This is a genomic window from Flavobacterium sp. XN-5, from assembly GCF_008033395.2.
GTDB lineage: Bacteria > Bacteroidota > Bacteroidia > Flavobacteriales > Flavobacteriaceae > Flavobacterium > Flavobacterium hiemivividum.
In genome coordinates, this window is sequence record NZ_VOGZ02000001.1 from 985,251 (window position 1) to 1,009,021 (window position 23,771).

Here is a 23,771-nt window from a genome sequence, read left to right on the forward strand (position 1 = left end):
ATGATTCAGATACTATCTACAAAAACGCTTTTAGACAATCAAAGGGGAGCATTGACAAATGCAAATTTCAATGTCATTGAAGTGGACTTTATTGAAACAAAAAGTCAAGCTTTCGAATTAAATGAAATCAATGATAATTTGATTTTTACGAGTCAAAATGCAGTTCAAAGTTTTTTATTGGATCCAAAATCGGAAGATCTAAAAACAAAAAATGTTTTTTGCGTGGGTTTAAAAACCAAGATTTTGCTATCAGAAAGTGGATTTAATGTGATTGCTTACACTGGGTATGCAGAAGATTTAGCTGAAATTATCACTTTGATTTACTCAAGTGAAAGCTACACTTTCTTTAGTGGAAACTTAAGAAGAGAGACTTTACCGCAAGCCTTAAAAGAAGCGAAAGTAAAGTTTAATGAAATCCAGGTTTACGAAACTAAGTTGACACCACAGAAGATTAAAACGCCTGTTGACGCCATTTTGTTTTTTAGTCCGTCTGGTATTGAAAGTTATTTGAAAGAAAATAAAATCAAAAATGAAACCTGTTTTTGCATAGGAACAACTACTTCCAGTACTTTGGACGGAATAACAAAAAACATAATAATTGCTGATCAGCCAACAATTGAAGATGTGATTGAAGAAGTAATTGCCGAGTATAAATAAAAATTTGCCTGTAGCTTTTAGCTTTTGGCAACAAAAAATAATCAGAATGCTTTAAGTGAATAACTTTAAGCCAATAGTCAATAAATTATGATAAAGAACGACCTATTTTTAAAAGCATTAAAAGGAGAAACAGTACAACGTCCCCCAGTTTGGATGATGCGTCAAGCGGGAAGATATTTGCCAGAATTTATCGCTTTACGTGATAAATACGATTTTTTCACTCGTTGTCAAACGCCAGAATTAGCTGCCGAAATCACCGTACAACCTATTCGTCGTATTGCCCCAGATGCTGCGATTTTATTCTCAGACATCTTAGTAATTCCACAAGCTATGGGAATTGAAGTGTTGATGAAGGAAAATTTTGGTCCGTTTGTGCCTAATCCTATTCGTACGATTCAGGATGTAGAGCGCGTAATTGTACCAGATATTCATGAAACTTTAGGTTATGTGATGGACGCTATTAAATTGACTAAAGAAATGTTGAACGATGAGGTACCGTTAATTGGTTTCGCTGGTTCACCTTGGACAATCATGTGTTATGCAGTAGAAGGACAAGGGTCTAAAAGCTTTGATAAGGCAAAAGGATTTTGTTTCCAACATCCAGAAGCGGCTCATGTTTTATTACAAAAAATTACCGATACCACTATTTTATACCTAAAAGAAAAAGTAAAATCGGGTGTAGATGCTGTTCAGATTTTTGATTCTTGGGGTGGAATGTTGTCTCCGGCTGACTACCAAGAATTCTCTTGGAAATACATAAACCAAATCGTTGAGGCTTTGGCCGATGATGCTCCTGTGATTGTTTTCGGAAAAGGATGTTGGTTTGCCTTAGGCGAAATGGGAAAAAGTAGAGCTTCTGCATTAGGAGTGGATTGGACTTGTTCTCCAAGAAATGCAAGATATCTATCTGGAGGAAACATTACTTTACAAGGTAATTTTGATCCATCACGATTGTTGTCACCTATTCCGGTTATTAAGAAAATGGTACACGAGATGATTGACGAATTCGGAAAAGACAAATACATCGTGAACTTAGGTCATGGTATTTTACCACATATTCCAGTAGATCACGCGAAAGCATTTATTGACGCGGTGAAGGAATACAATCAGTAGTATAAAGAATTAAGTATTAAGTATCGAGATTTTTCTTGCTACTTAATACTCGATACTCAATTCATTTATAATGAAAAATAAATTTTACGCATACATACAAAACTTACAAGACCAAATCGTCGCAGGACTCGAAGCGGTTGATGGTCAAGCTAAATTCAAAGAAGACCTTTGGGATCGCCCGGAAGGCGGCGGAGGAAGAACACGCGTGATTGAAAGCGGAAAGGTTTTCGAAAAAGGCGGTGTGAATATTTCTGCTGTTCACGGTAAATTACCGGATTCCATGCAAAAATTATTCAACGTAGGCGAAGCTGATTTTTTTGCGTGCGGATTGAGTTTGGTTTTACATCCTAAAAATCCAATGGTGCCAACGGTTCATGCTAACTGGCGCTATTTCGAAATGTACGATGACAATGGCAATGTCATCAACAGTTGGTTTGGTGGCGGACAGGATTTAACGCCTTATTATTTGTTTGAAGAAGATGCAATCCATTTTCATCAAACCTGTAAAACGGCCTGTGATAAACACAATTTGGACTTTTATCCAAAATATAAAAAACAATGTGATGCCTATTTCTGGAATGCACATCGCAATGAAGCCAGAGGAATTGGTGGATTGTTTTTTGATTATTGCAAAGCGACTGAGCAAATGAAAATGGAAGATTGGTTCCATTTTGTATCTGAAGTAGGAAATAGTTTCCTAGAAGCTTATGTACCGATAGTAGAAAAAAGAAAAGACTTACCGTATTCAGAATCTCAAAGAAGTTGGCAGGAAATTCGACGTGGTCGTTATGTAGAATTCAATTTGGTACACGACAAAGGGACTTTATTTGGATTGAAAACTAACGGAAGAATCGAGAGTATTCTAATGAGTTTACCACCGCGGGTGCAATGGGTTTACGATCATCATCCAGAAGAAGGAAGTGAAGAAGAAAAGCTTATAAACGTATTAGAAAACCCAATAAATTGGCATTAATTTATTTTAAATTCTGAATTTTAAATTTTAAATGGGTTTAACATTAAACTTTTAAACCTGAAACTTTAAACTAAAAATATATGTTCCCATTACACAGAGGCCGAAGATTAAGAACAAACGAATCCATAAGAAGTCTAGTTCGAGAAACGACTTTAAGTCCGTCAGACTTTATGTTTCCTATGTTTATTGCAGAGGGAGAAAATGTAAAAATTGAAATTCCTTCCATGCCGGGGATCTTCCGTCGTTCGATTGATTTGACCTTGGAAGAAATCAAAGAATTATACGCTTTAGGTATTCGTGCCGTGAATATTTATGTAAAAGTAAGTGAGAACTTAAAAGACAATACGGGAAAAGAAGCTTGGAATCCACATGGATTGATGCAGCGCGCCATCAAGGAAATCAAAGCGGCTTGCCCGGAAATGATTATAATGCCCGATGTGGCATTGGATCCTTACTCTATGTATGGTCACGATGGAATCATAGAAAATGGATATGTTGCAAATGATCCTACAAATGATGCTTTGGTAAAAATGGCCGTTTCACATGCACAAGCAGGAGCCGATTTTGTTGCGCCATCTGACATGATGGACGGACGTGTTTTGCGCTTGCGCCAAGGACTTGATGCAGCAGGATTTCACAATGTGGGAATTATGAGCTATTCGGCGAAATATGCTTCTGCTTTTTACGGACCATTTCGTGATGCTTTAGACAGTGCACCAGTGGACAATAACGAAATTCCAAAGGATAAAAAAACCTATCAAATGGATTATGCTAACCGTATTGAAGCTATCAAAGAAGCGCTTTGGGACGTTGAGGAAGGTGCTGATATGGTTATGGTAAAACCAGGAATTGCTTATTTAGACATCGTTCGTGAAGTGAAAAATGCCGTCAATGTTCCCGTAACAGTTTATCATGTTTCAGGTGAATATGCAATGATCAAAGCCGCTGCCGAAAGAGGTTGGCTCGATCATGATAAAATCATGATGGAGCAATTAATGTGTATTAAACGCGCTGGAGCAAGTTTGATTTCGACTTATTTTGCAAAAGAAGCTGCCGTAATTTTAAATAAATAATAAAGTAATATTCTGATAATTAGCAGTATATTAGTACTTCTATTTAAGAAACTAAACACAACTAAAATGAAAAAATTACTAATTATTGCCATTGCATTTGTTGCGTTCTCTTGTAAAGGAAAGGATGAAGAGTCTTTTGGAAAAGACGATAACACCAAAAAATCAGAAGCTGTAGTTTCTGAGGGAATGCAAGCAGAAACTAAAACACCGGTAGAACTGGGAGAATCTATTTATTTAGGTAAAGGAACTTGTGTAGCCTGTCATAAAGTTGATGAAAAGCTGATTGGGCCAAGTTTACAGGAAATTGCCAAAATCTATAAAGAGAAAAACGGAAGTATCGTCGCCTTTTTAAAGGGGGAAAGTGAGGCTATCGTTGATCCTGCGCAGTTTGCAGCAATGGAACCTAACTTAGCGCTTACTAAAACATTTTCTGATGAGGAGTTGCAAGCCTTAGAAGCTTACCTTAATTCGACTCTAAAATAAAGGAGAAAAATCAAGCAGGTTTATAAAAAGTCCACAAGAAATTAATTTTCTTGTGGACTTTTTGCTTTGATAGAGTTTGGTGCGATTAAATTTATTTACTTTTATACTATGGAGACAGCATTTATAAAAACACCATTAGGTACTGCAAGGATTGTGGGCGATGAAAATGGCATTGCGATAATCTCAGTGCAGGATGGAGGCGAAGCTTCTGTACTAATTCCCGAAGTTTTACAGGAATGTGTAAATCAATTGGAGTCTTATTTTGCAGGAAAAAGAAATGATTTTAGTTTAAAGCTCAATCCAAAAGGAACAGAATTCCAACAAAAGGTGTGGAATGCATTATTAGAAATTCCCTATGGCAAAACCAGATCCTATTTAGAACAGTCGAAAATTTTAGGAGATGTCAAAGCCATTCGGGCTGTGGCTTCCGCCAATGGAAAAAATCCACTTTGGATTATTGTGCCTTGTCATCGCGTCATTGGTGCCGATGGTTCGCTAACTGGATATGCTGGAGGTTTATGGCGCAAAAAATGGCTATTGGAACATGAAAACCCAACCAATCAGCAAAGTTTATTTTAGTGTCGGTAGGCATTTCCAAAATTGACACAAATTGTCATTTTTTACTTATATTTGGAATACTCAATTCCCTACAGTTTATTTTGTTTTAATAAATTGATGACAATGTATAAAATAGAAAGTTATGATCGAAAAAATAAATCTCAATAACATCTTGTTTTTAGACATAGAAACTGTTCCAGAAGCTGCCGATTATAGTGAGTTGGATTCGGAGATGAAAGAGCTTTGGGAGCACAAAACCCAATACCAGCGGAAAGATGAATATAGTCCAGAAGATTTTTACGAACGTGCAGGAATCTGGGCCGAGTTTGGAAAAATCGTTTGTGTCTCTGTTGGTTATTTTACCATAAAGGGTGATATTCGGAATTTTAGAGTGACTTCTTTTTTTGGAGAAGAAAAAAAGATTCTGAAAGATTTCAATAATTTACTAAACAATCATTTCAATGGACCACAACATGTTTTATGTGGTCATAATGCTAAAGAATTTGATTTTCCGTTCTTAGCGCGCCGAATGATTATCAACGGGATTGCTATTCCAGACAAACTTAATTTATTTGGAAAAAAGCCTTGGGAAATTCCGCATTTAGATACTTTGGAGCTGTGGAAATTCGGAGATTATAAACATTATACGTCTTTAAAATTAATGTGTAAAGTACTTGGTATTCCATCTCCAAAAGGAGATATTGACGGCAGTCAAGTAGGATATGTTTTTTATGTAGATAAGGATATTGACCGCATTGTTAGCTATTGTGAAAAAGATACTATCGCAGTTGCTCAGATTTTTCTTAGACTTAGAAGAGAAGATTTGTTGATTGAGGACGAGATAATCCATGTTTAAAAACCGCTTTGTGACACTTAAATAATAGGACCATAGGTAGTTAATTCGAATGTTGCTTTTTTTTAATTTGTCTGTTGGATAGTCTTTAAAATAAAGCGTGTTTTCAATGGTTAAATTTTTATTTTTACATTTATGAATAAGCCCCTACTGTCCGTTCAAAATCTCGAAATCTCCTTTAAAAAAGAAGGGATTTATACCGCTGTTATTAAAAACATCAGTTATGATTTACAACAGAATGAAATCCTCGGAATTGTAGGGGAATCTGGTTCTGGAAAATCAGTTTCCTCGTTAGCGATTATGGGCTTATTGCCTGTAAATATTTCGAAAATATCAGAAGGCGAGATTCTTTTTGACAGCAAAGACGTTGGTGATTTAAGTGAAAAAGAGTTGCAGCAACTGAGAGGAAATGAAATCGCGATGATTTTCCAAGAACCAATGAGTTCCTTAAATCCTTCGTTGAAATGTGGTTTTCAGGTGCAGGAAATATTGTTGCAACACACAAAGTTATCCACAGCAGAAACTAAAAGTGAAACACTTTTATTATTCGAAAAAGTAAAATTACCCAACCCTGAGATATTATTCGATAAATATCCCCATGAAATTTCAGGCGGACAAAAACAACGTGTCATGATCGCTATGGCGATTGCTTGCAAACCAAAATTATTGATTGCAGATGAGCCTACTACGGCTTTAGACGTAACTGTTCAAAAGGAAATTATCCAGTTGTTGAAAGACATTCAGCTAGAAACTGGAATGAGTATTATTTTCATTTCCCACGATTTGTCACTGGTTTCTGAGATTGCACATCGGGTATTAGTGATGTATCGAGGAGAAATTGTCGAACAGGGCGAAGTAAAGCAGATATTTAAAAATCCCCAACATAATTATACAAAAGCCTTGATTGCTTCTCGGCCCTCTTTGGATTTCCGATTGAAAAGATTGCCTACTATCCAGGATTTTTTAGATGACACTATAAATGCTGAGGTTGTAACGCCTGAAGACAGAACACGCTTTCATGATAAACTGTACAGTCAGACACCTATTTTAGAAGTCGTTAACGTAGAAAAAGAGTATTTTTCTACTGCAGGTTTCTTTGGAAAAAAATCAGGATTTAAAGCCGTGAATCACGTGAGTTTTAAATTATATGAAGGTGAAACATTAGGATTAGTAGGGGAGAGTGGTTGCGGGAAATCGACTCTTGGGAATGCCATATTGCAATTGGACAAAGCCACTGCAGGACAAATTTTATACAGAGGTCAGGATATCACTAAACTTGGAAAGTCGGAAATTAAAAAACTGAGAAAGGAAATTCAAATTATTTTTCAAGATCCTTATTCTTCTTTAAACCCAAGGATTCCTATTGGTCAAGCCATCATGGAACCCATGAAAGTGCATGGATTATATAAAAACGATAAGGAAAGAAAAGCTAAAACCCTTGAAATTCTCGAAAGAGTAGGTTTAGGAGCAGATTATTTTAATCGATATCCACATGAATTTTCTGGTGGACAAAGACAACGTATCGGAATTGCGAGAACCATCGCGTTACAGCCAAAATTAATCGTTTGTGACGAATCAGTTTCGGCATTGGACATATCTGTTCAGGCCCAGGTTTTAAACCTTCTAAATGAGCTAAAAGAAAATTTTGGGTTTACTTACATTTTTATTTCACACGATTTGGCTGTCGTGAAGTACATGAGTGATCAAGTTTTGGTCATGAATAAAGGAAAAATTGAAGAAATTGCCGATGCTGATGAGCTGTATGCCAATCCACAAAAAGCATATACAAAGATGCTAATTGACGCTATTCCTAAAGGGAGTTGAAATCTACCCAAATATTCCTATATTCTGTAAAGGCAAAACAGTGCGAAAACAAATGTTATCTTTGCAATTTTATAGAGGTTTTAAAAAAGGTATATAATACTTATATTTTTAAAGTGTTTAGTAAGTTGAAACTTTCTTACTAAAGTATAGATCGCTTAACTTAAAGTTTTTGTAAATCCCCACTACAATTTTTCAGATAAAATGATTATAGATGACAAAACATATTCAATTTTAGTTGTTGAAGATAATTTGAGCGACATAGCGAAAATTCAAGAGTTGTTAGAAGAACTTTTTTTTGATGTAGAAATTAAGTTCGCAAAAAATTTCGAACAAGCATCTGCGTTTCTATCTTCTGATGATAAATTTTTTGACGTTGTTCTTTTGGACCATACTTTGCCAGACATTAGTGCGAAAGTTTTGGTAACTGAAATGGTAGATAAGGTATTATTGTGCCCCATAATAGTACTTACTTCAGTTGAAGGTGTAGATTTCAGTATCAACTCAATTTCGAAGGGTATTTCAGACTATTTAGTAAAGGATGGCTTAACAGCTGCAATGTTGTATAAAAGTATTGTTTGTAGTATCGAAAGGAAAAAAATATTTTTTTCATACGATGATGCAAAAACTCGATATAGCGATCTTTTTCACTTGAGTCCTTTGGCTATGTGGGTTTATGATTTAGGGAGTTTCTATTTTTTAGATGTAAACGAGGCCGCCATTAAGAAATTTGGTTACACCAAAGAAGAATTTTTAAAAATGACTATTAAAGAAATATGGCCCGTAGAGGACTATCCTATTTTTGACGCGGGAGTAAATTCTTTTAGTCAGTATAGAGATAATTTTAAGAAGCGATACTTAAGACATCAGAAAAAAAATGGAAAGATAATTGACGTCGAAGTTCAAAGTAATATTATTTTCTTTAATAACCAGAAAGCAAAACTGGTTATGACAAATGATATAACGAAGCAGATGCAACATATCAATACTATCGAGGACCAAAACAAAAGCTTGAAGGATATTGCTTGGACGCATTCACATGTTGTGAGAGCGCCATTAGCCAAGATGATGTCTATTATTGATTTTATGAAAGAATCTGACCGCATGCCTGCGGAATTTGAAGACTTATTGAATCACTTTTTTGCTTCAGGTACAGAACTAGATACTATAATTAGAGACATTGTTAAGAAGACGGAAACAATCAACAAAATAGAAGGTAAATGAGTTATAAAGTGGTTGTTGTCGATGATGATGAAATTATTCTATTCTTGCACAGTAAAATTATTCAAGCGGTTGGGCTTCATAATTCGCCGAAAACCTTTAATTCTGCGCTTAAAGCTTTGGAGTTTTTCGAAAGTCTATCTATAGATGACGAACCTATATTATTGTTTTTGGATATTAATATGCCGGTTATGGACGGCTGGGGTTTGTTGGACATTATTCACAATGAAGGTTTTGATAAGAAAATCGAAGTGATAATGGTTACTTCTTCCGTAGATCAAGAAGATAAAGATAAAGCAGCTTGGTATTCGAAAATTATTCATTTTGTCGAGAAGCCATTTAGCAAAGCTAATTTAATTGACCTGAAGTTAGATTTTTAATGAATAGAGTGTTTTGTTAAAAACAGAAAGAGCACCTTTTAAAGGGTGCTCTTTGTATATAGATTAGAATTTAAACTTTAATCAATAACCATCTCCGGAATCTCTCCTTCAATAATTAACTCGGCTTCTGTTGAAGCAATTATATGTTCTACGGTTACTCCTGGTGCGCGTTCTAGTAATTTAAAGCCTTTTGGCGTTACTTCTAAAACAGCCAATTCAGTCACTACTTTTTTTACGCAACCTACACCTGTCAATGGTAAAGTACATTTTTTAAGAATCTTAGATTGCCCAGCTTTATTTACATGCATCATGGCAACAATAATATTTTCTGCAGAAGCCACTAAATCCATTGCGCCACCCATACCTTTGACCATTTTGCCTGGGATTTTCCAGTTTGCGATATCACCATTTTCAGCCACCTCCATCGCACCGAGAATGGTTAAATCAACATGCTGACCACGAATCATTCCGAAGCTCAAGGCCGAATCAAAGAAAGAAGCTCCTGGCAAGGTTGTTATCGTTTGTTTTCCGGCATTGATGATGTCAGCATCTTCCTCTCCTTCAAAAGGGAAAGGTCCCATACCTAAAACCCCGTTTTCACTTTGAAATTCGACGTCAATTCCTTTTGGTATATAATTAGCTACCAATGTTGGAATACCTATTCCTAAATTCACGAAATAGCGGTCTTTCAATTCTTGTGCGATACGTTTTGCGATTCCTATTTTATCTAACATAATTTATTTTTTTAAAACATATAAGTCATTTAAGTTTTCTTTATAAACAAAAAACTAAATCTAGATTACCTTTTCTACCTTATAAGATATGTAGGGTTAATTGAGTTTTTAGTCTAAAACTTAAAGCTATTTTTGCCTTACCGTACGTTGCTCTATTCTCTTTTCATATTTCTCTCCTTGAAAAATACGTTGCACGAATATTCCAGGAATATGAATTTGATTTGGATCCAATGCTCCAGCTTCAACTAATTCCTCTACTTCAGCAACAGTAATTTTAGCAGCTCCAGACATTGCAGGGTTAAAGTTTCTGGCTGTTCCCTTAAAAATTAAATTCCCAGCAGTATCTCCTTTCCACGCTTTTACAATAGCAAAATCAGCATTGAAAGCATGTTCCATCACGTGCATTTTACCATTAAATTCGCGAACTTCTTTTCCTTCAGCGACTTCTGTTCCGTAGCCTGCAGGAGTAAAGAAAGCTGGAATTCCAGCCTGAGCAGCACGACAACGTTCTGCTAATGTTCCTTGTGGAATCAATTCTACATCCAGTTCTCCTGAGAGCATCTGACGTTCGAATTCGGCGTTTTCTCCCACATATGATGAGACCATTTTCTTGATTTGTTTTTTGTGTAATAATAAGCCAAGACCAAAATCATCAACTCCTGCGTTATTAGAGATGCAGGTTAACAACTTAGTTTCTTTTTGAACTAACTCTGCAATAGAATTTTCGGGAATTCCACACAAACCAAAACCACCTAACATAATAGTCATTCCGTCTTCAATTCCTTGAAGCGCTTCTTTAACATTACTTACCTTTTTATTAATCATATTGTGTTTTTTAAGAAGCTCAATATTATTTAATATTGAAATTATTTAAAATTCAAATTCATCAGTGTTTTGTACTTCGGTGCTATCTTTTACGGGACGAGCTTGGTAACAATCTACTTTTATAGAAAGATTAGCTGGTCTTTCAAATTGCCCTTTAGACACTTTTAGTTCAGAATCAGCATAACAAAGCTTCATAAAGTAAGCCCAAACCGGTAATGCGGCTGTAGCTCCTTGTCCGTAGGTAATACTTTTAAATCGGGCTGAACGATCTTCACAACCTACCCAAACACCTGTTACTAGATTTGGAACCATTCCCATAAACCAACCGTCAGATTGGTTTTGTGTTGTTCCGGTTTTACCAGCAATTGGATTTGTAAATTTATAAGGATAACCTGTAATTCGGTTATAACCATAACCTCCGCCTTCAGTTCTTAATCTGTTTCCTGAACCTCCCTCAGTTACACCTTCTAATAATTTAATAATGGCAAAAGCAATATCCTTGTTCAATACATCGTGTGATTCAGGTATTGGCTCATAGATGATAACTCCGCTTTTATCTTCGATTCTCGATAAGAATTGAGGCTTTGTATAAACACCTTGATTTGCAAATGTACCGTAAGCCGCGACCATATCTTCCACGGTAATATCTACTGCACCTAATGCAATGGATGGTTGAAGTGGGATATCAGATTTAATTCCTAATTTATTTGTTAACTTCACTACTGCCTCCGGTCCTACTTTATCCATTAGCTTTGCCGATACAGTATTAATGGAACTTGCTAATGCTTTTTTCAAGGTAACCATACCTCTGTATTTATTATCCGAGTTTCTAGGTGTCCATGCTGCTGTAACGTGATGACGTCCCACAGGCATTGTAAACGGAGCATCAATTATAGAGTCACAAGGAGACATGTTCAATTGTTCGATAGCCGTAGCATATACAAAAGGTTTAAATGTAGATCCCACTTGTCTAGCACCTTGACCCACGTGGTCATACTGGAAATATTTATAATTAATTCCACCTACCCAGGCTTTTATGTTACCTGTTTGTGGTTCCATCGCCATAAGTCCAGATTGTAGAAAATGCTTGTAATAGCGTATGGAGTCCATAGGAGTCATGATAGTGTCTTTTTCTCCTTTCCATGTAAAGACGGTCATTTTTGCCTTTACACTAAATGATTTTATAATGTCCTCATCACTCATGTCAGCTGATTTTAAAACAGCCCAACGGTTAGATGATTTCATTGCTTGAGTTAAAATACGCTGTGTTTCCTTATCAGATATACCTACAAAGGGAGCGTTTTTATTATTTTTTGCTTGAATAAAAAACTCTTCCTGAAGATTAGCCATGTGCGCCTTAACTGCTTCTTCGGCATGTAGCTGCATTCTAGAATCAATAGTAGTATAGATTTTTAATCCATCTTTGTAGATGTCATAATCAGATCCATCTGGTTTCTTGTTTTCATCAACCCATTTTTTCATGTAATCACGAAGATACTCTCTGAAATAAGTAGCTGTTCCTTCTCTATGACTTTCTAATTTAAATTTTAAAGTAATAGGTAAGCTTTGCAGTCTTTCTTTCTCTTTTTCAGTGATCATTTCACTTTTTTCCATCTGTGCAAGCACGACATTTCTACGATTTTTTACACCAACAGGATTTCGAATCGGATTGTATAAGCCAGAGTTTTTGAACATCCCAACTAATATTGCCGACTCTTCGATCGATAAATTTTTTGGTTCTTTCGAAAAATAGGTTTGTGCCGCTGAACTTACTCCCACTGAATAGTTTCCAAAATCATAGATGTTACAATACATGGCCAAAATTTCATTTTTGGTATATTGTCTTTCTAATCGAATGGCAATAATCCATTCTTTTGCTTTTTGTACAATTCGAAAAGGCAAAAACTTCGAACCTTCACCGTGGAATAATTGCTTCGCTAGCTGTTGTGTTAAAGTACTTGCCCCTCCACTTGTTCCAAGACTTAAAATAGCTCTTAAAGTTCCTCTTCCATCAATACCTGAATGTTCAAAAAAACGCTCGTCTTCAGTTGCTACCAAGGCTTGAACTAAATTTTGAGGTAAGTCAGAGTATTTTAATTGCGATCTATTTTTCTGAAAATACTTTCCTAAAACCACTCCATCAGACGAAATAATCTCAGTAGCTAAATTTGAGTCTGGATTTTCCAAGTCTTCAAAAGAAGGCATTGAACCAAAAAGCCCCCAAGAAGCAAATAAGAAAAACAGAACGATACCGCCCATTCCGTATAGAAAAAACTTCCAAAATGCTTTAGTGTAATACTTATAATCTTTATCAGCAGCGTTGCTCTGATTGTTGTTTTTTTTAGCAGCCATAAATTATCCTAGTCTTTTTTTTCTATTCGTAATCCCACTTCTGTAATTCCTTCTAACAGAGTCACTCCAGGTACTTTACCCGTCTCTCTGACAGCCTGTTTGATGTGGACTTTGTATTTCCCTTTGAATTTTACATTCTCTTTAAAGAACAATTTACTTTCTTTCATGTCGGTAAATCCGTTGCCTAGAAGCGTTCCATCAGGATTTGCCATTTGGTATTCTAAGGTGTCTACTTTTGTATATCCATTTGGTTTTTCGACAGACACAATCAAGAAGAGATTGTTGTATTGATAATTGTTATTGTCTCGTAAATTGATGAATAAATCATATCGTTTTGTGGAATCTAATTCTGGCAAATCGAATGTTATGATACTGTCTTTATGCCAAGCACTTCCCACAGATTTATATTCGTCAAACGCTCTTTTTTTATCACATGAAAAAAAGAGTATCGCAATCAAAACGAAAAAAACGCTATTTCTTAGCCTCATTCTTTGTTATAATTATTGGTTTTCTTGCTATTACAGGTTTCTTATCGTTTGAAGGTGCAGCACCATTGTTTGCAGGCTTTTTATTGTTTGCTACAATCTTATTGTCAGTTGCTGGTTTGTTTTCGCTTGTTGTTTTCGCCTTTTTGTTTGGTTTTTTTCTCTTTTTAGGCTGGTCAAATCGCGTTAAGCTTTCTTGACCCATTGCATTATTGAAATCTTTCTCCGTTTCCTGGATGATTTCTATTGCATAATCCTCAAGTGAAGATACTTTGTTTTTCAACTTATTTTCAGCGATGATCTCCTGTACTTTTTCGATTTTAAGTACATGCCAATTAGCAAAATTATTAGTATAAGCAAACCACATTAATCCCTTAAAAATATCTTGTTTTTGACAAATAGCATCTCCTTTTTCGGTAACTAATTTTGTTTCGAAATCAGGAAAACCTTTCAAGGCATCCATATAAGTGTCTAACTCATAGTTTAGGCAACATTTTAATTTACCGCATTGTCCGGCTAATTTTTGTGGGTTCAATGACAATTGTTGGTAACGAGCCGCTGAAGTATTCACGCTTCTAAAGTCGGTTAACCAAGTAGAACAACATAATTCTCTTCCACAAGAACCAATTCCTCCTAAACGAGCAGCTTCCTGACGGAAACCAACTTGTTTCATCTCGACTCTGGTGCTGAATTCTTTGGCGAAATCCTTAATTAAAAGTCTAAAATCGACTCTGTCGTTTGCTGTGTAGTAGAACGTAGCTTTCGATCCGTCTCCTTGAAATTCAATATCGGAGATTTTCATTTCTAATTTTTGAGAAATAGCTAATTCACGTGCGCGAACTTTCATTGGTTCTTCTCTTTCACGCGCTGCAGACCAGATATCAATGTCTTTCTGCGATGCTTTTCTATATATTTTCGGTACTTCTTTGCTGTCAGGATTAACTCCTTTTTTCTTCATTTGGATTTTTACCAATTCACCAGTCAAAGTAACAATTCCGATATCATGTCCAGGAGAAGCGACAGTAGCCACAATATCTCCCATACTCAAAGTCAATTTTTCAGTATTGCGATAAAATTCTTTTCTACCATTTTTAAAACGAACTTCAACACAGTCAAAAGGTGCTTGTCCTGTAGGTAAAGACATATTAGAAAGCCAATCGAAAACAGTTAATTTGTTGCAGCTATCGGTGCCGCAAGTCCCATTATTTTTACAACCCTTTGGTGCGCCACCATCAGAAGTTGAACAACTTGTACATGCCATAATTTTATATATAGTGTTGTGACTGGCACAACTTAAGTTCTTAAAAAAGATTAATGGGTAAAGATAGCATTTTTTAAGCGAATGATACAAAAGATGGAAACGTATGAATGTGATAAAATTTTTATAAAAAAAGCCCATTTCAAATCGATGAAATAGGCTTTTTAGGAATTTTATATTAAAAACAACCTTTTAAATCTTATATATCTTATCAGATAAGCGAATTCTAAAAGGTAATTTAAATGTACAAGTATCTCCAGAAACGGCTTTTTCAGCTGCTACATCGTTCACTAACATTTCTTCGATAACTAACTTTTGCTCTCCAGTAGTTGTGCCAATAATCAAAATAGTATCACCTGTATTGATTTCGTTTTCTTCGATTAAAAACTGACCAATACTTGGTTTCGGGTAAAAATGTGTTCCTTTCCCTATGTATTGTTTTTTGATTTTTGGTAATTTTTTAGCCAGCGCTTTCGATTTTGATAGATCAGTAAGATTGGGAATCGCAGCCAAAGGATCAAGATTTGCTTCTCTGTTTTTAAAAGTCAACACATCTGATTTTCCTTTTTTGAAAATCTTATTACCATTTTTAATTCCTCTGCGAATGGCTTTTTGCTCTTCTTCAGGAAGATGAATAATATCCGAACATTCTGATGAACAACAGCCTTCCATAGCCTGAGCACATTCCTCACATTGGATAAAAAGTAAATGGCAACCTTCATTCAAGCAATTCGTATGAACATCACATGGTTTTCCACATTGGTGGCATTGCGAAACGATATCGTCTGTAATTCTTTCGCCTAAGCGGTGATCAAATACAAAGTTTTTACCAATGAATTTGCTCTCCAGATTTTCTTCCTTAATTTGCTTTGCATAATTGATAATTCCTCCTTCTAACTGGTATACATTTTTGAATCCTTGGTGTTTAAAATAAGCAGAAGCTTTCTCACAACGAATTCCTCCGGTGCAGTACATCACCAAGTTTTTATCTTCCTTAAAATCTTGTAATTGTTCGTTGATGACAGGTAGTGATTCTCGAAAAGTATCTACATCAGGCGTAATTGCGCCTTTGAAATAGCCAATTTCACTTTCGTAATGATTTCTAAAATCGACAACAATCGTATTGGGATCATCTAAAATGTCATTGAATTCTTTGGCTTTCAAGTGAACACCAATATTAGTCACATCAAATGTTTCATCATTCAATCCATCAGCCACAATCTTGTCACGAACCTTTATCGTCAGTTTTAAGAACGAGTGATCGTCATGCTCTACGGCAATATTCAAGCGCATGCCTTTCATGAAATCATAGGCTTCAATAGTGTCTTTAAAAGCATAAAAATTATCCGCAGGAAGTGATAATTGAGCGTTAATTCCTTCTTTGGCTACATATATTCGACCAAGAACCACTAGTGGATCCCAAGCGCGGAATAAATCGTTACGAAATTGTGTTGGATCTTGAATTTGCGCATAAGCATAGAACGACAAAGTAAGTCTTTGTTTTCCGGCATCATCAATCATGATGGCTCTTTCTTCTGCGCTTAAAGTGTTATACAGTTGCATGCTATAAACGGTTTAAGTGTGAAAAATTATTTTTGCAAAAGTAAGGAAAAGTGACAGAGTGACAAAGTTTTTGAGGTTCTAAGTTTTTAGGAGCTATTCCCGCTAACCGTTACAATCTTTTCTTTTTTAAAGAAAAAAAGAAAAGGATTTCCACTTTTATCAGGGCTAGGAGATTTGTGTCAGTTAATAATTTGTTTTCATTAGAAGAGTTATATAAAATGCAAAAAGCCCAGAATAAACTTCTGAGCTATTTTTATTATTTTAATCACGTTACTTATTTGCGGTTATTTACCACGTTTTCAGTAAGTATTTGGGAAACCTCTTTTAGTTTTCCTTGTTCGTATAATTGAGGTAAATCTTTCAAAGCCGTTTTTACAGGAGCTTCATAATTGATGTAATCCTGAAAAGTAACATTGTCAATAACTCTAGTATTAAAAGCCGACCTAAACCGAACGCCGCCATCATTAACTAAATAACTGTAAGCCAAATAATCAATTTTATGCGTGTCCTTATTTATCCAATAATGGTATTGGTCATCAAAATCCTTTCCGCCACCTTCTTGACCAAAAGTTACTTTTATCACATCATAATTCTTTCCTTTTATCTTTGTTTCTTCAACAAATTCATTATTGACCGATGCATCTTGTAATTTGTGAGGCAGCGTAGCAAAATAAATAACTGAATTGATAGCCTCAGAATATTTGTCAGCCTCTTTTTTACTCAAAGATTGCAAGCTGTTGTTAATGCTTCTTTCAAATTTATCAGCAGTCATAACATCTTTAATCAATGAGTCTCCTTTTTGTATTTCAGAGGAGTAGGTATAAGCACCTCCGTCATTCTGAAAACGGTATTTTTTGCCTCTAAATTCAAAAGAATAATCGGCATTGTCATACAGTTTTCCACCGTGTGCTTCGATGGCGCGATTTACTATAGAATCTGCTTTTGAGAGCGGTTTTTCGGTTATGATAGTGTCGTTTGTTGCATCTTTGCTTTCTTTTTTATTGTTGCAAGACAGCGAAAGCGCTGCAGTAAAACAAAGTAGGATTAGATTTTTTTTCATTTTTTAAAAGTATTACATTTTATAAAGTCAAGGTCTTTACTTTTTCTTTTCTTCGTCAACAATTAATTTCAAAGAGTTGATATAATCAGTGTCAAATTCTATCACTCTTATTTTGTTTGGCTTAAAACTCATTTCGCCTTCAAACTCGCCTTCAGATCCCAAAAAGTCAATAACAACTTCTTCCTCGTCCATTTCTATGAGTTTGCCTAGATAAACGGCTTTATCCGACTTAGTCGCAATTTGGAAAATCTCATATTTACTTGCTAAAAAATAGATAATTGCAGCTATATCTGTAAGCGGAATTATTTCGGCGGCACTTGTTTTTAACCCTTTGAGTTTAATTACTCTTTCGGTAAATTCATGATCCTTATCTTGGATAATTGCCTTCACATTTTTGTTTCTCAATATCGTATAACCATCAATTATAAAATCGACAGGATTATTTTTAAGTAAGATCCAATCTTCAGTCCAATCAATAAGAAAACCACTAAAAATTTCTTTTTTGTCGTCAAATTCTATTGTAATTAATTGTCGTAAGTATTTGTCCATGCTGTTTTTTTTAATTTTCGAAAGCAGTGTTGCTTCTACCAAACCATTTTCTGAATCGTCACGATAAAAATTTCTCGCTATTTTATAACTACAAAGATAGCGCAGATTTTTAATCTGTGCCCGCACCGATTGCTAAGTATTTGATTGGTATATAAATTTAAAACCTCAAGCCTTAACATTATAGTGCAATAATCGAAACGCCAATTCTTTCCCCTTGTACAACGGAAGTTTCAAAACCTTTTAAGGTGTTACTTAATAAATCGGCATCGATGCTAATTTTATTTTTTTCAAACAACAGTACTACCGTGGATCCGCCAAATTTAAAATATCCTTTCTCGTCGCCTTTTTTAACAACATCCCCAGAATAGGTTTGTACCATACTTCCCACCATGGTTGCGCCTACTTCAGCCATGACAACATCTCCAAACACAGGGTTTGAAACGATGGTGAATTCCCTTTTGTTGAGGCAGAATATTTCAGTCATTTTACGCAAAGCAAGTGGGTTAACTGAATAATAATCACCGTCAATCTTGGTGTTAGCTGATACATTTCCACTAACAGGAAAATGGTAACGGTGGTAATCGGCAGGGGCAAGGCGGATGATCACTAAGCTACCATCAATGTATTTTTTAGCAAGTTCGGCATTATTTAAAAAAGATACTATATCAAATCGATAGCCTTTTACAATAAAATCGCTGTTGCTGATATCTGCATAGGCCAATATTTTTCCATCAGCGGGCGACACTGTAATAGTTGCGGTAGTATCCAACGGTCTAGCATTATCGTTTATTTTTCGAGTAAAGAAATCGTTGAATGAGCTGTATTCCTGTTTTTGGAAGACGTTCATGTCGATACTAAATTCTTTAATAAAGGGTTGTATTTTTTTAGTCGATGAAGGACGATCCATCATATCGCCATAAATAGACGAAACGAATTTTCTTTTCACCAACGTCCATAATGTTGCTTCGCCCACAGGATTATTATACAGCCAAACCAACCACTTTTCTGCAGCAACCTTTTCTGTTTTTAACTCCCCACTTTCCCGATCGTAATATTGTATTGGAGCTTGTGGCGGCAATGGGTAAAAAGCCAGTATGCTAACAATCGTCAGTAATAACAAAATGATGCCCCAGCTTTTTTTAGTTTTTGTACTATTCATGTTTGTCTTTCCTTTTTGTTTCGTGTCTTTATGTAGCAAAATTTTGACTGTTATTGTCTCGTTCTCTTTTTACCGAGTGCAACTGCTTGCCGTAAAGATAGCGCAGATTTTTAATCCGTGCACGTAAAGATGGTCAAGTATTTAATTGTGATCTAAATATAGAAGTGCAGTTTTTTGTGGCTAACTGTTGTTGAAAAATCAAAATCTATTCGCAAAGATTTTCACGCAATATACACCAGATATGTCATTTCGTAGGAATCTCAAATACTGTAAATCTTTTATCTAAGTAAAATGCGGGACGGTAAATTAAGAGGATGTCAGTTGGTATGCTCGCTTTAGAAGATTGATAAAACTTTAATATTGAATCAATTAGTGCTTTTGCCTAACTTCAAATAATAAATCAAAAGTTTGCAAAATGAAAACTTTAGAGTGTCTTTGTCAAATAAAAATTCTTGTAAAGAAAATAATTTTGTACTATATCGAGAGATATCCATTTGCTAATATGCAAGTGCTGATTTGGTATAATGAATTTACAAAATTAGACTTTAAGAATTTCAATGAACTTAGAAGAGTGTATGGAAATGCAAGTATTATAAGTAATAATAGCGTTGTTTTTAATATAAAGGGAAATGATTTTCGGTTAGTGGTCTCAATAAATTTTTCGCAAGCAGCTTGTTATGTGATTTGGTTTGGAACTCATAATGACTATGATAAAATGAATGTGAAAACTGTTGCTTTTGACACAGCAATTTTAAACTTCAAAAAAAAATAGCGATGAATTGGAAAGTATTAAAAACGGAAGAAGATTACAATAAAGCTTCGATGCGATTGATGGAACTATTTCACGCAAAAGAAAATACCCCCGAAGGTGACGAACTCGATTTGCTTATAGTATTAATTAAAGATTATGATGATAAGCATTATGACTTACCAGAACTTGATGCTTTAGAAGTGATCAAATATAAAATGGAGGAAATGGGAATTAAGGCCAAAGATCTTGAAGGAATAATTGGCAGTAAGGGGTATGTTTCAGCAATTCTTTCTGGAAAGCGTGAAATCACCTTAAAAATGGCTCAGAAGCTAAAAAACTATTTCAGTATTCCTGCAGAAGTTTTTTTTGCACTCGGCTTAAAAACTCAATTCTTTACTGTTTTGGTCGTGACCCTCATGGTTATGAGATTTCATTTAGCTCAGAATTGTAATCTGTGCCCACAAACCGAATCGAGATAGTTATTCACATAATCTGGCATGAGTAAAGTTGTACTAGCATTTTATAGGTAAAATAGATTAAGGTAATCGCACTTTTTAGTTGCTAATTGGAACGGGCGCAGAATGCAATTCTGCGCTAACTGTTGAGATATATCTGCGCGATCTGGTGTAGAGCGGTTCCGTTCAACACAGCTTTCATTGTTCGTGCTGCGCACGCAAAGAAAACTTAGCTGTTATAGGCTGTGTTCTAGTGAATTTCTTGTTTTTGAGTTATGTCACTTCGAAAGTTATAGTTACTTTTCGCGAACCTAACGCAGTTGCTAAACCTGTTGTATCATCTACCGAACCTAATTTTGTATAGCTGTACGATGTGGAAAAAGACTGGTAAAAAAGCACTAAAGTTTTTGAGCCGTACAACATTAAATCACCATTTTTTATTGTTCCAAGATTGGAAGCATTTGCTGGCAAATTATTTGTAAAATCATAATATTTTTCGTTTCCATTTAGCTCATTCATATTAATTTTCAAGGGTAACATTTCCTTAAACACTTTTGCCGAATTATTATCTAAAAGCGTTGCTGTAAAGATTTTAGAATTGACTGTGATTTTTATTTTTCCGTTGGTCATTGGCGTGCTATTTTCGATAGCTGCAGGTTCATCTTCTTTGTTGCAAGTTGATGCACTGGAAAAAAGAACTGATACAAAAGTTAGGATGATTAAAAGTGAATGTTTCATAATTATTTTAAGTTTCTCTTGAAGAAATTTTCCAATTTATCAAAAGGAATTAAATTCACATTATCATATAAATCAACGTGAACAGCATTCGGAACTATTACCAACTCCTTTGGTTCATTGGCGTTTTGAAATGCTGTTTCACTGAAATATCTTGAGTGTGCTTTTTCTCCTGCAATAATCAAAACTGGTCTTGGCGAAATTTCTTTAATGTACGTTAAAATCGGCATATTCATAAAAGATAATGGCGTTGTAGCCGTCCAAGAATTTCCTGAATTTACCGAACGCTCGTGAAAACCTCTTGTAGTGCGATAATAATCGTAATATTCTTTTAAAAATTGTACCTCATCTCCGTTCGGCGCTTTATTGTATTCTGCTCCATAAGCAAATGTTCCTGCTTTGGCATCTTTCCAACGTTGCTCGCCTAATTGTTCTAATGTTTTGGTACGTTGTTCTAAAGTTACTGCATCATTATATCCTTTAGACAGTACCCTGGTCATATCATACATTGTAGAAGTAGCGACCGCTTTCACACGTTTGTCAATAGCAGTAGCGTTTAAAGCAAAACCACCAAAACCACAAATGCCAATGATGCCAATTTTATTTCGGTCAATATTGTTCTGTATTCCCAAAAAATCTACTGCGGCACTAAAGTCTTCTGTATTTATTTCTGGCGAACCAAGATTACGAGGTTCGCCACCGCTTTCGCCTGTGTAAGATGGGTCGAAAGCGACTACTGCGAAACCACGTTCTGCCAATTGATTGGCGTACAATCCAGATGATTGTTCTTTTACTGCTCCAAAAGGTCCGCTAATGGCAAGAGCAGATAGTTTTTCAGCTCGTTCATTTTTTGGAAGGTATAAATCGCCTGAAAGGGTAATGCCGTACCGATTTTTGAAAGATACTTTTTGGCGAGTAACTTTATCGCTTAACTTAAAAGTATAATGTTCTGTTGTTTCCAATTTTTTTGATTTAGAGTGTTTATTTTGTGCAAATATTTGTCCTGTTAAAAGAAACATCATTGCGATTATCAAAACTTTTTTCATTTTTATTAAATTAAATTGTTTTTAAAATTTTTGCCGGAATTCGACCTACAATTGTATTATCAGGAACATCTTTTGAAACCACCGAACCAGCTGCTACAATTGCATTTTCGCCAATGGTTACGCCTTGTAAAATGGTGGCATTGGCGCCAATCCAAGCATTTTTTTTGATGTGAATAGGTTTTGGAATTAAAGAATGTCTATTTTCTGGAGAAATGGGATGACCTTCAGATAATAGACTGACTTTTGGAGCAATCAGCACATTATCTTCAATGGTTATTCCGCCTAAATCTAAAAACACGCAATCAAAATTGATGAATACATTTTTGCCGATTTTGGTGTGCTTTCCGTAATTGATGTTTAAAGGCGTAAATAAAGTTACGCTTTCGTCAATTTCAGTACCTGTAATTTGGCTTAATAAATCTCTGATTTCTTCAGGATTAGATGAATTATTCATCAGAACGGATAATTTTTTTGTTTCAAACGAGACTTCACGCATTTTGTACGCTTCTGGGTCGGTTGCCAAAATTATTTCTCCGTTTTTTAATCTTTCGAAAATATCTGTGGTTTGCATTGTTTTCAATAATTTATATTGCAAAGATAAATTTCTTAAAAGGCGTTTTGTTACATTTATATCGCAAGTAATGTCAAATATTACTTATTTTTGTCCAATGTTTCTCTATTGGAATGAATATGTTAGAAAATAAAAAAGTTATCTTATTTAAAACGGCATCAACTGCTCAATTTCCCGAAGATTTTCAAACCCGGTTTCACACGCATATTTATTGTGAAAGTGGAAGTGTGAAATTTGTTTTCAATGGTCAGCAACACCAATGTAAAAAAGGGGAATTTATCTTTTGGTTGGCAGGTCTTAATGTTTCGGACTTGTCTTTTTCAGCAAATTTTAAAGCAACATTGTTGTTTGTGGACAGTGATTTATTGACTACAAATTTACCGAATGCAAATGCGAGTATTGACAGCATTATTCATTCCAAAGAAAACCCGATTTTGCACCCTGATAAAAAAGACAAAGAGAAAATTTTAAAAAATTTTCAGTTGCTATACGATAAATCACAAGAAACAAACCACCGATTTTATGATGAAATATTGAAGCTTCAAATGCAACTTTTTCTTTTAGAAATGTGGGATATTTTTGAAGTTGAACTCGATCGGCGAAAACGAAGTTTACAAAGCGGAACTTTGTACGAACGGTTTTTGCAATTGGTGCAGGAACATTGTATGAAAGAGCGAGAAGTGCAGTTTTACAGTGATAAGCTGAATATCACACCCAAATATCTCAATTATATTTGCAAGGTCAATACCCGTATTACCGCTTCTCAATGGATACAACGTTATGCAAAAGAACGGATAATACTACTATTGCAAAACAAGAACCTGAATATTTCCGAAATTGCCGATGAAATGGATTTTTCAAGTCGTTCATTCTTTACTCGTTATGTGAAAAAATTACTTGGGGTAACTCCGAAAGAATATCGGGAGCGGATATGAAATAATTTACTCTGCGTTTTTTTGTCGAGCTACTGTCTAGTAAAGTCTCAAAGTGTCGGTTTGAACGGTCGTCTTGCCATAGTCTACAACGTTATGCCACTTTGAGATGGCTGGAAATTCGTAACCACTCAATTCTCGGATTAACGAAAACTTGATGCGAA

Annotated in this window: 25 protein-coding genes; 13 read left to right on the forward strand and 12 right to left on the reverse strand. The window is 35.3% G+C overall.

Features of this window, described 5'->3' with window-relative positions; all coding sequences use genetic code 11:
• From FQU23_RS04370 to FQU23_RS04415, 10 genes are all read left to right on the forward strand, one after another.
• Entirely contained in the window at positions 1-657 is a 657-nt protein-coding gene (locus FQU23_RS04370) for a uroporphyrinogen-III synthase (protein WP_147672743.1), read from the forward strand.
• An 87-nt stretch (positions 658-744) separates the two neighbouring features.
• A complete protein-coding gene (gene hemE / locus FQU23_RS04375; RefSeq protein ID WP_132109748.1) occupies positions 745-1,770 on the forward strand; it encodes a uroporphyrinogen decarboxylase in 1,026 nt (341 codons plus the stop codon).
• 70 nt (positions 1,771-1,840) lie between these two features.
• Positions 1,841-2,743, forward strand: coding sequence for an oxygen-dependent coproporphyrinogen oxidase (hemF, locus tag FQU23_RS04380; RefSeq protein ID WP_147672744.1), 903 nt, complete (start codon positions 1,841-1,843; stop codon positions 2,741-2,743).
• Between the two features lie 80 nt (positions 2,744-2,823).
• Positions 2,824-3,816, forward strand: a complete 993-nt coding sequence (gene hemB / locus FQU23_RS04385) for a porphobilinogen synthase (protein ID WP_147672745.1) — start codon at positions 2,824-2,826, stop codon at positions 3,814-3,816.
• A gap of 66 nt (positions 3,817-3,882) precedes the next feature.
• Positions 3,883-4,299 (forward strand): c-type cytochrome, encoded by a 417-nt coding sequence (locus FQU23_RS04390; protein WP_147672746.1) that lies wholly within the window; start codon positions 3,883-3,885, stop codon positions 4,297-4,299.
• Positions 4,300-4,407: 108 nt separating this feature from the next.
• Entirely contained in the window at positions 4,408-4,878 is a 471-nt protein-coding gene (locus tag FQU23_RS04395) for a methylated-DNA--[protein]-cysteine S-methyltransferase (protein ID WP_147672747.1), read from the forward strand.
• Positions 4,879-4,999: 121 nt separating this feature from the next.
• Entirely contained in the window at positions 5,000-5,713 is a 714-nt protein-coding gene (locus FQU23_RS04400; protein WP_147672748.1) for a 3'-5' exonuclease, read from the forward strand.
• Between the two features lie 132 nt (positions 5,714-5,845).
• Positions 5,846-7,534: an ABC transporter ATP-binding protein gene (locus FQU23_RS04405; RefSeq protein WP_147672749.1), complete on the forward strand. Its 1,689-nt coding sequence runs from the start codon at positions 5,846-5,848 to the stop codon at positions 7,532-7,534.
• A gap of 201 nt (positions 7,535-7,735) precedes the next feature.
• Positions 7,736-8,755, forward strand: coding sequence for a PAS domain S-box protein (locus FQU23_RS04410; RefSeq protein WP_147672750.1), 1,020 nt, complete (start codon positions 7,736-7,738; stop codon positions 8,753-8,755).
• The gene (locus tag FQU23_RS04415; RefSeq protein WP_147672751.1) at positions 8,752-9,132 is read left to right on the forward strand and encodes a response regulator; all 381 of its coding nucleotides are present in this window, start codon (positions 8,752-8,754) and stop codon (positions 9,130-9,132) included. The genes FQU23_RS04410 and FQU23_RS04415 overlap by 4 nt, the downstream gene beginning before the upstream one ends.
• A gap of 77 nt (positions 9,133-9,209) precedes the next feature.
• On the opposite strand, the gene FQU23_RS04420 is transcribed toward FQU23_RS04415, so the two are convergent.
• The 9 genes from FQU23_RS04420 to FQU23_RS04460 form a co-directional block, all read right to left on the reverse strand.
• Entirely contained in the window at positions 9,210-9,866 is a 657-nt protein-coding gene (locus FQU23_RS04420) for a CoA transferase subunit B (protein ID WP_165425723.1), read from the reverse strand.
• A 126-nt stretch (positions 9,867-9,992) separates the two neighbouring features.
• A complete protein-coding gene (locus FQU23_RS04425) occupies positions 9,993-10,691 on the reverse strand; it encodes a CoA transferase subunit A (protein ID WP_147672753.1) in 699 nt (232 codons plus the stop codon).
• 45 nt (positions 10,692-10,736) lie between these two features.
• Positions 10,737-13,043, reverse strand: a complete 2,307-nt coding sequence (locus tag FQU23_RS04430) for a penicillin-binding protein 1A (protein WP_132109760.1) — start codon at positions 13,041-13,043, stop codon at positions 10,737-10,739.
• Positions 13,044-13,051: 8 nt separating this feature from the next.
• Positions 13,052-13,531, reverse strand: a complete 480-nt coding sequence (locus FQU23_RS04435) for a gliding motility lipoprotein GldH (RefSeq protein ID WP_147672754.1) — start codon at positions 13,529-13,531, stop codon at positions 13,052-13,054.
• Entirely contained in the window at positions 13,515-14,789 is a 1,275-nt protein-coding gene (locus FQU23_RS04440; protein WP_147672755.1) for a stage 0 sporulation family protein, read from the reverse strand. The genes FQU23_RS04435 and FQU23_RS04440 overlap by 17 nt, the downstream gene beginning before the upstream one ends.
• Positions 14,790-14,978: 189 nt before the next feature.
• Complete coding sequence (locus FQU23_RS04445; RefSeq protein ID WP_147672756.1) at positions 14,979-16,349, reverse strand: rhodanese-related sulfurtransferase; 1,371 nt, start codon at positions 16,347-16,349, stop codon at positions 14,979-14,981.
• 274 nt (positions 16,350-16,623) lie between these two features.
• A complete protein-coding gene (locus FQU23_RS04450) occupies positions 16,624-17,409 on the reverse strand; it encodes a DUF6503 family protein (RefSeq protein WP_147672757.1) in 786 nt (261 codons plus the stop codon).
• A gap of 36 nt (positions 17,410-17,445) precedes the next feature.
• Positions 17,446-17,958 (reverse strand): hypothetical protein, encoded by a 513-nt coding sequence (locus tag FQU23_RS04455; RefSeq protein WP_147672758.1) that lies wholly within the window; start codon positions 17,956-17,958, stop codon positions 17,446-17,448.
• A 178-nt stretch (positions 17,959-18,136) separates the two neighbouring features.
• The gene (locus FQU23_RS04460; RefSeq protein ID WP_147672759.1) at positions 18,137-19,117 is read right to left on the reverse strand and encodes a phosphatidylserine decarboxylase; all 981 of its coding nucleotides are present in this window, start codon (positions 19,115-19,117) and stop codon (positions 18,137-18,139) included.
• Positions 19,118-19,532: 415 nt separating this feature from the next.
• Between FQU23_RS04460 and FQU23_RS04465 the strand changes: the two genes are divergently transcribed.
• Positions 19,533-19,889: a type II toxin-antitoxin system HigB family toxin gene (locus FQU23_RS04465; RefSeq protein WP_209282312.1), complete on the forward strand. Its 357-nt coding sequence runs from the start codon at positions 19,533-19,535 to the stop codon at positions 19,887-19,889.
• A 2-nt stretch (positions 19,890-19,891) separates the two neighbouring features.
• Positions 19,892-20,347: a type II toxin-antitoxin system HigA family antitoxin gene (locus tag FQU23_RS04470; protein WP_147672760.1), complete on the forward strand. Its 456-nt coding sequence runs from the start codon at positions 19,892-19,894 to the stop codon at positions 20,345-20,347.
• 249 nt (positions 20,348-20,596) lie between these two features.
• Here FQU23_RS04470 and FQU23_RS04475 read toward each other — a convergent pair whose 3' ends face one another.
• Genes FQU23_RS04475 through FQU23_RS04485 form a run of 3 tightly spaced genes read right to left on the reverse strand, consistent with a single transcriptional unit; the run spans position 20,597 to position 22,675 of the window.
• Positions 20,597-21,061, reverse strand: a complete 465-nt coding sequence (locus FQU23_RS04475; RefSeq protein ID WP_147672761.1) for a cyclophilin-like fold protein — start codon at positions 21,059-21,061, stop codon at positions 20,597-20,599.
• A gap of 2 nt (positions 21,062-21,063) precedes the next feature.
• Complete coding sequence (locus FQU23_RS04480) at positions 21,064-22,104, reverse strand: alpha/beta hydrolase (RefSeq protein ID WP_147672762.1); 1,041 nt, start codon at positions 22,102-22,104, stop codon at positions 21,064-21,066.
• Positions 22,105-22,114: 10 nt separating this feature from the next.
• Positions 22,115-22,675 (reverse strand): sugar O-acetyltransferase, encoded by a 561-nt coding sequence (locus tag FQU23_RS04485; protein ID WP_147672763.1) that lies wholly within the window; start codon positions 22,673-22,675, stop codon positions 22,115-22,117.
• Between the two features lie 119 nt (positions 22,676-22,794).
• Here FQU23_RS04485 and FQU23_RS04490 point away from each other — a divergent pair, with 119 nt between their 5' ends.
• Positions 22,795-23,610, forward strand: coding sequence for an AraC family transcriptional regulator (locus FQU23_RS04490; protein WP_245181065.1), 816 nt, complete (start codon positions 22,795-22,797; stop codon positions 23,608-23,610).
• Positions 23,611-23,771 lie beyond the last annotated feature (161 nt).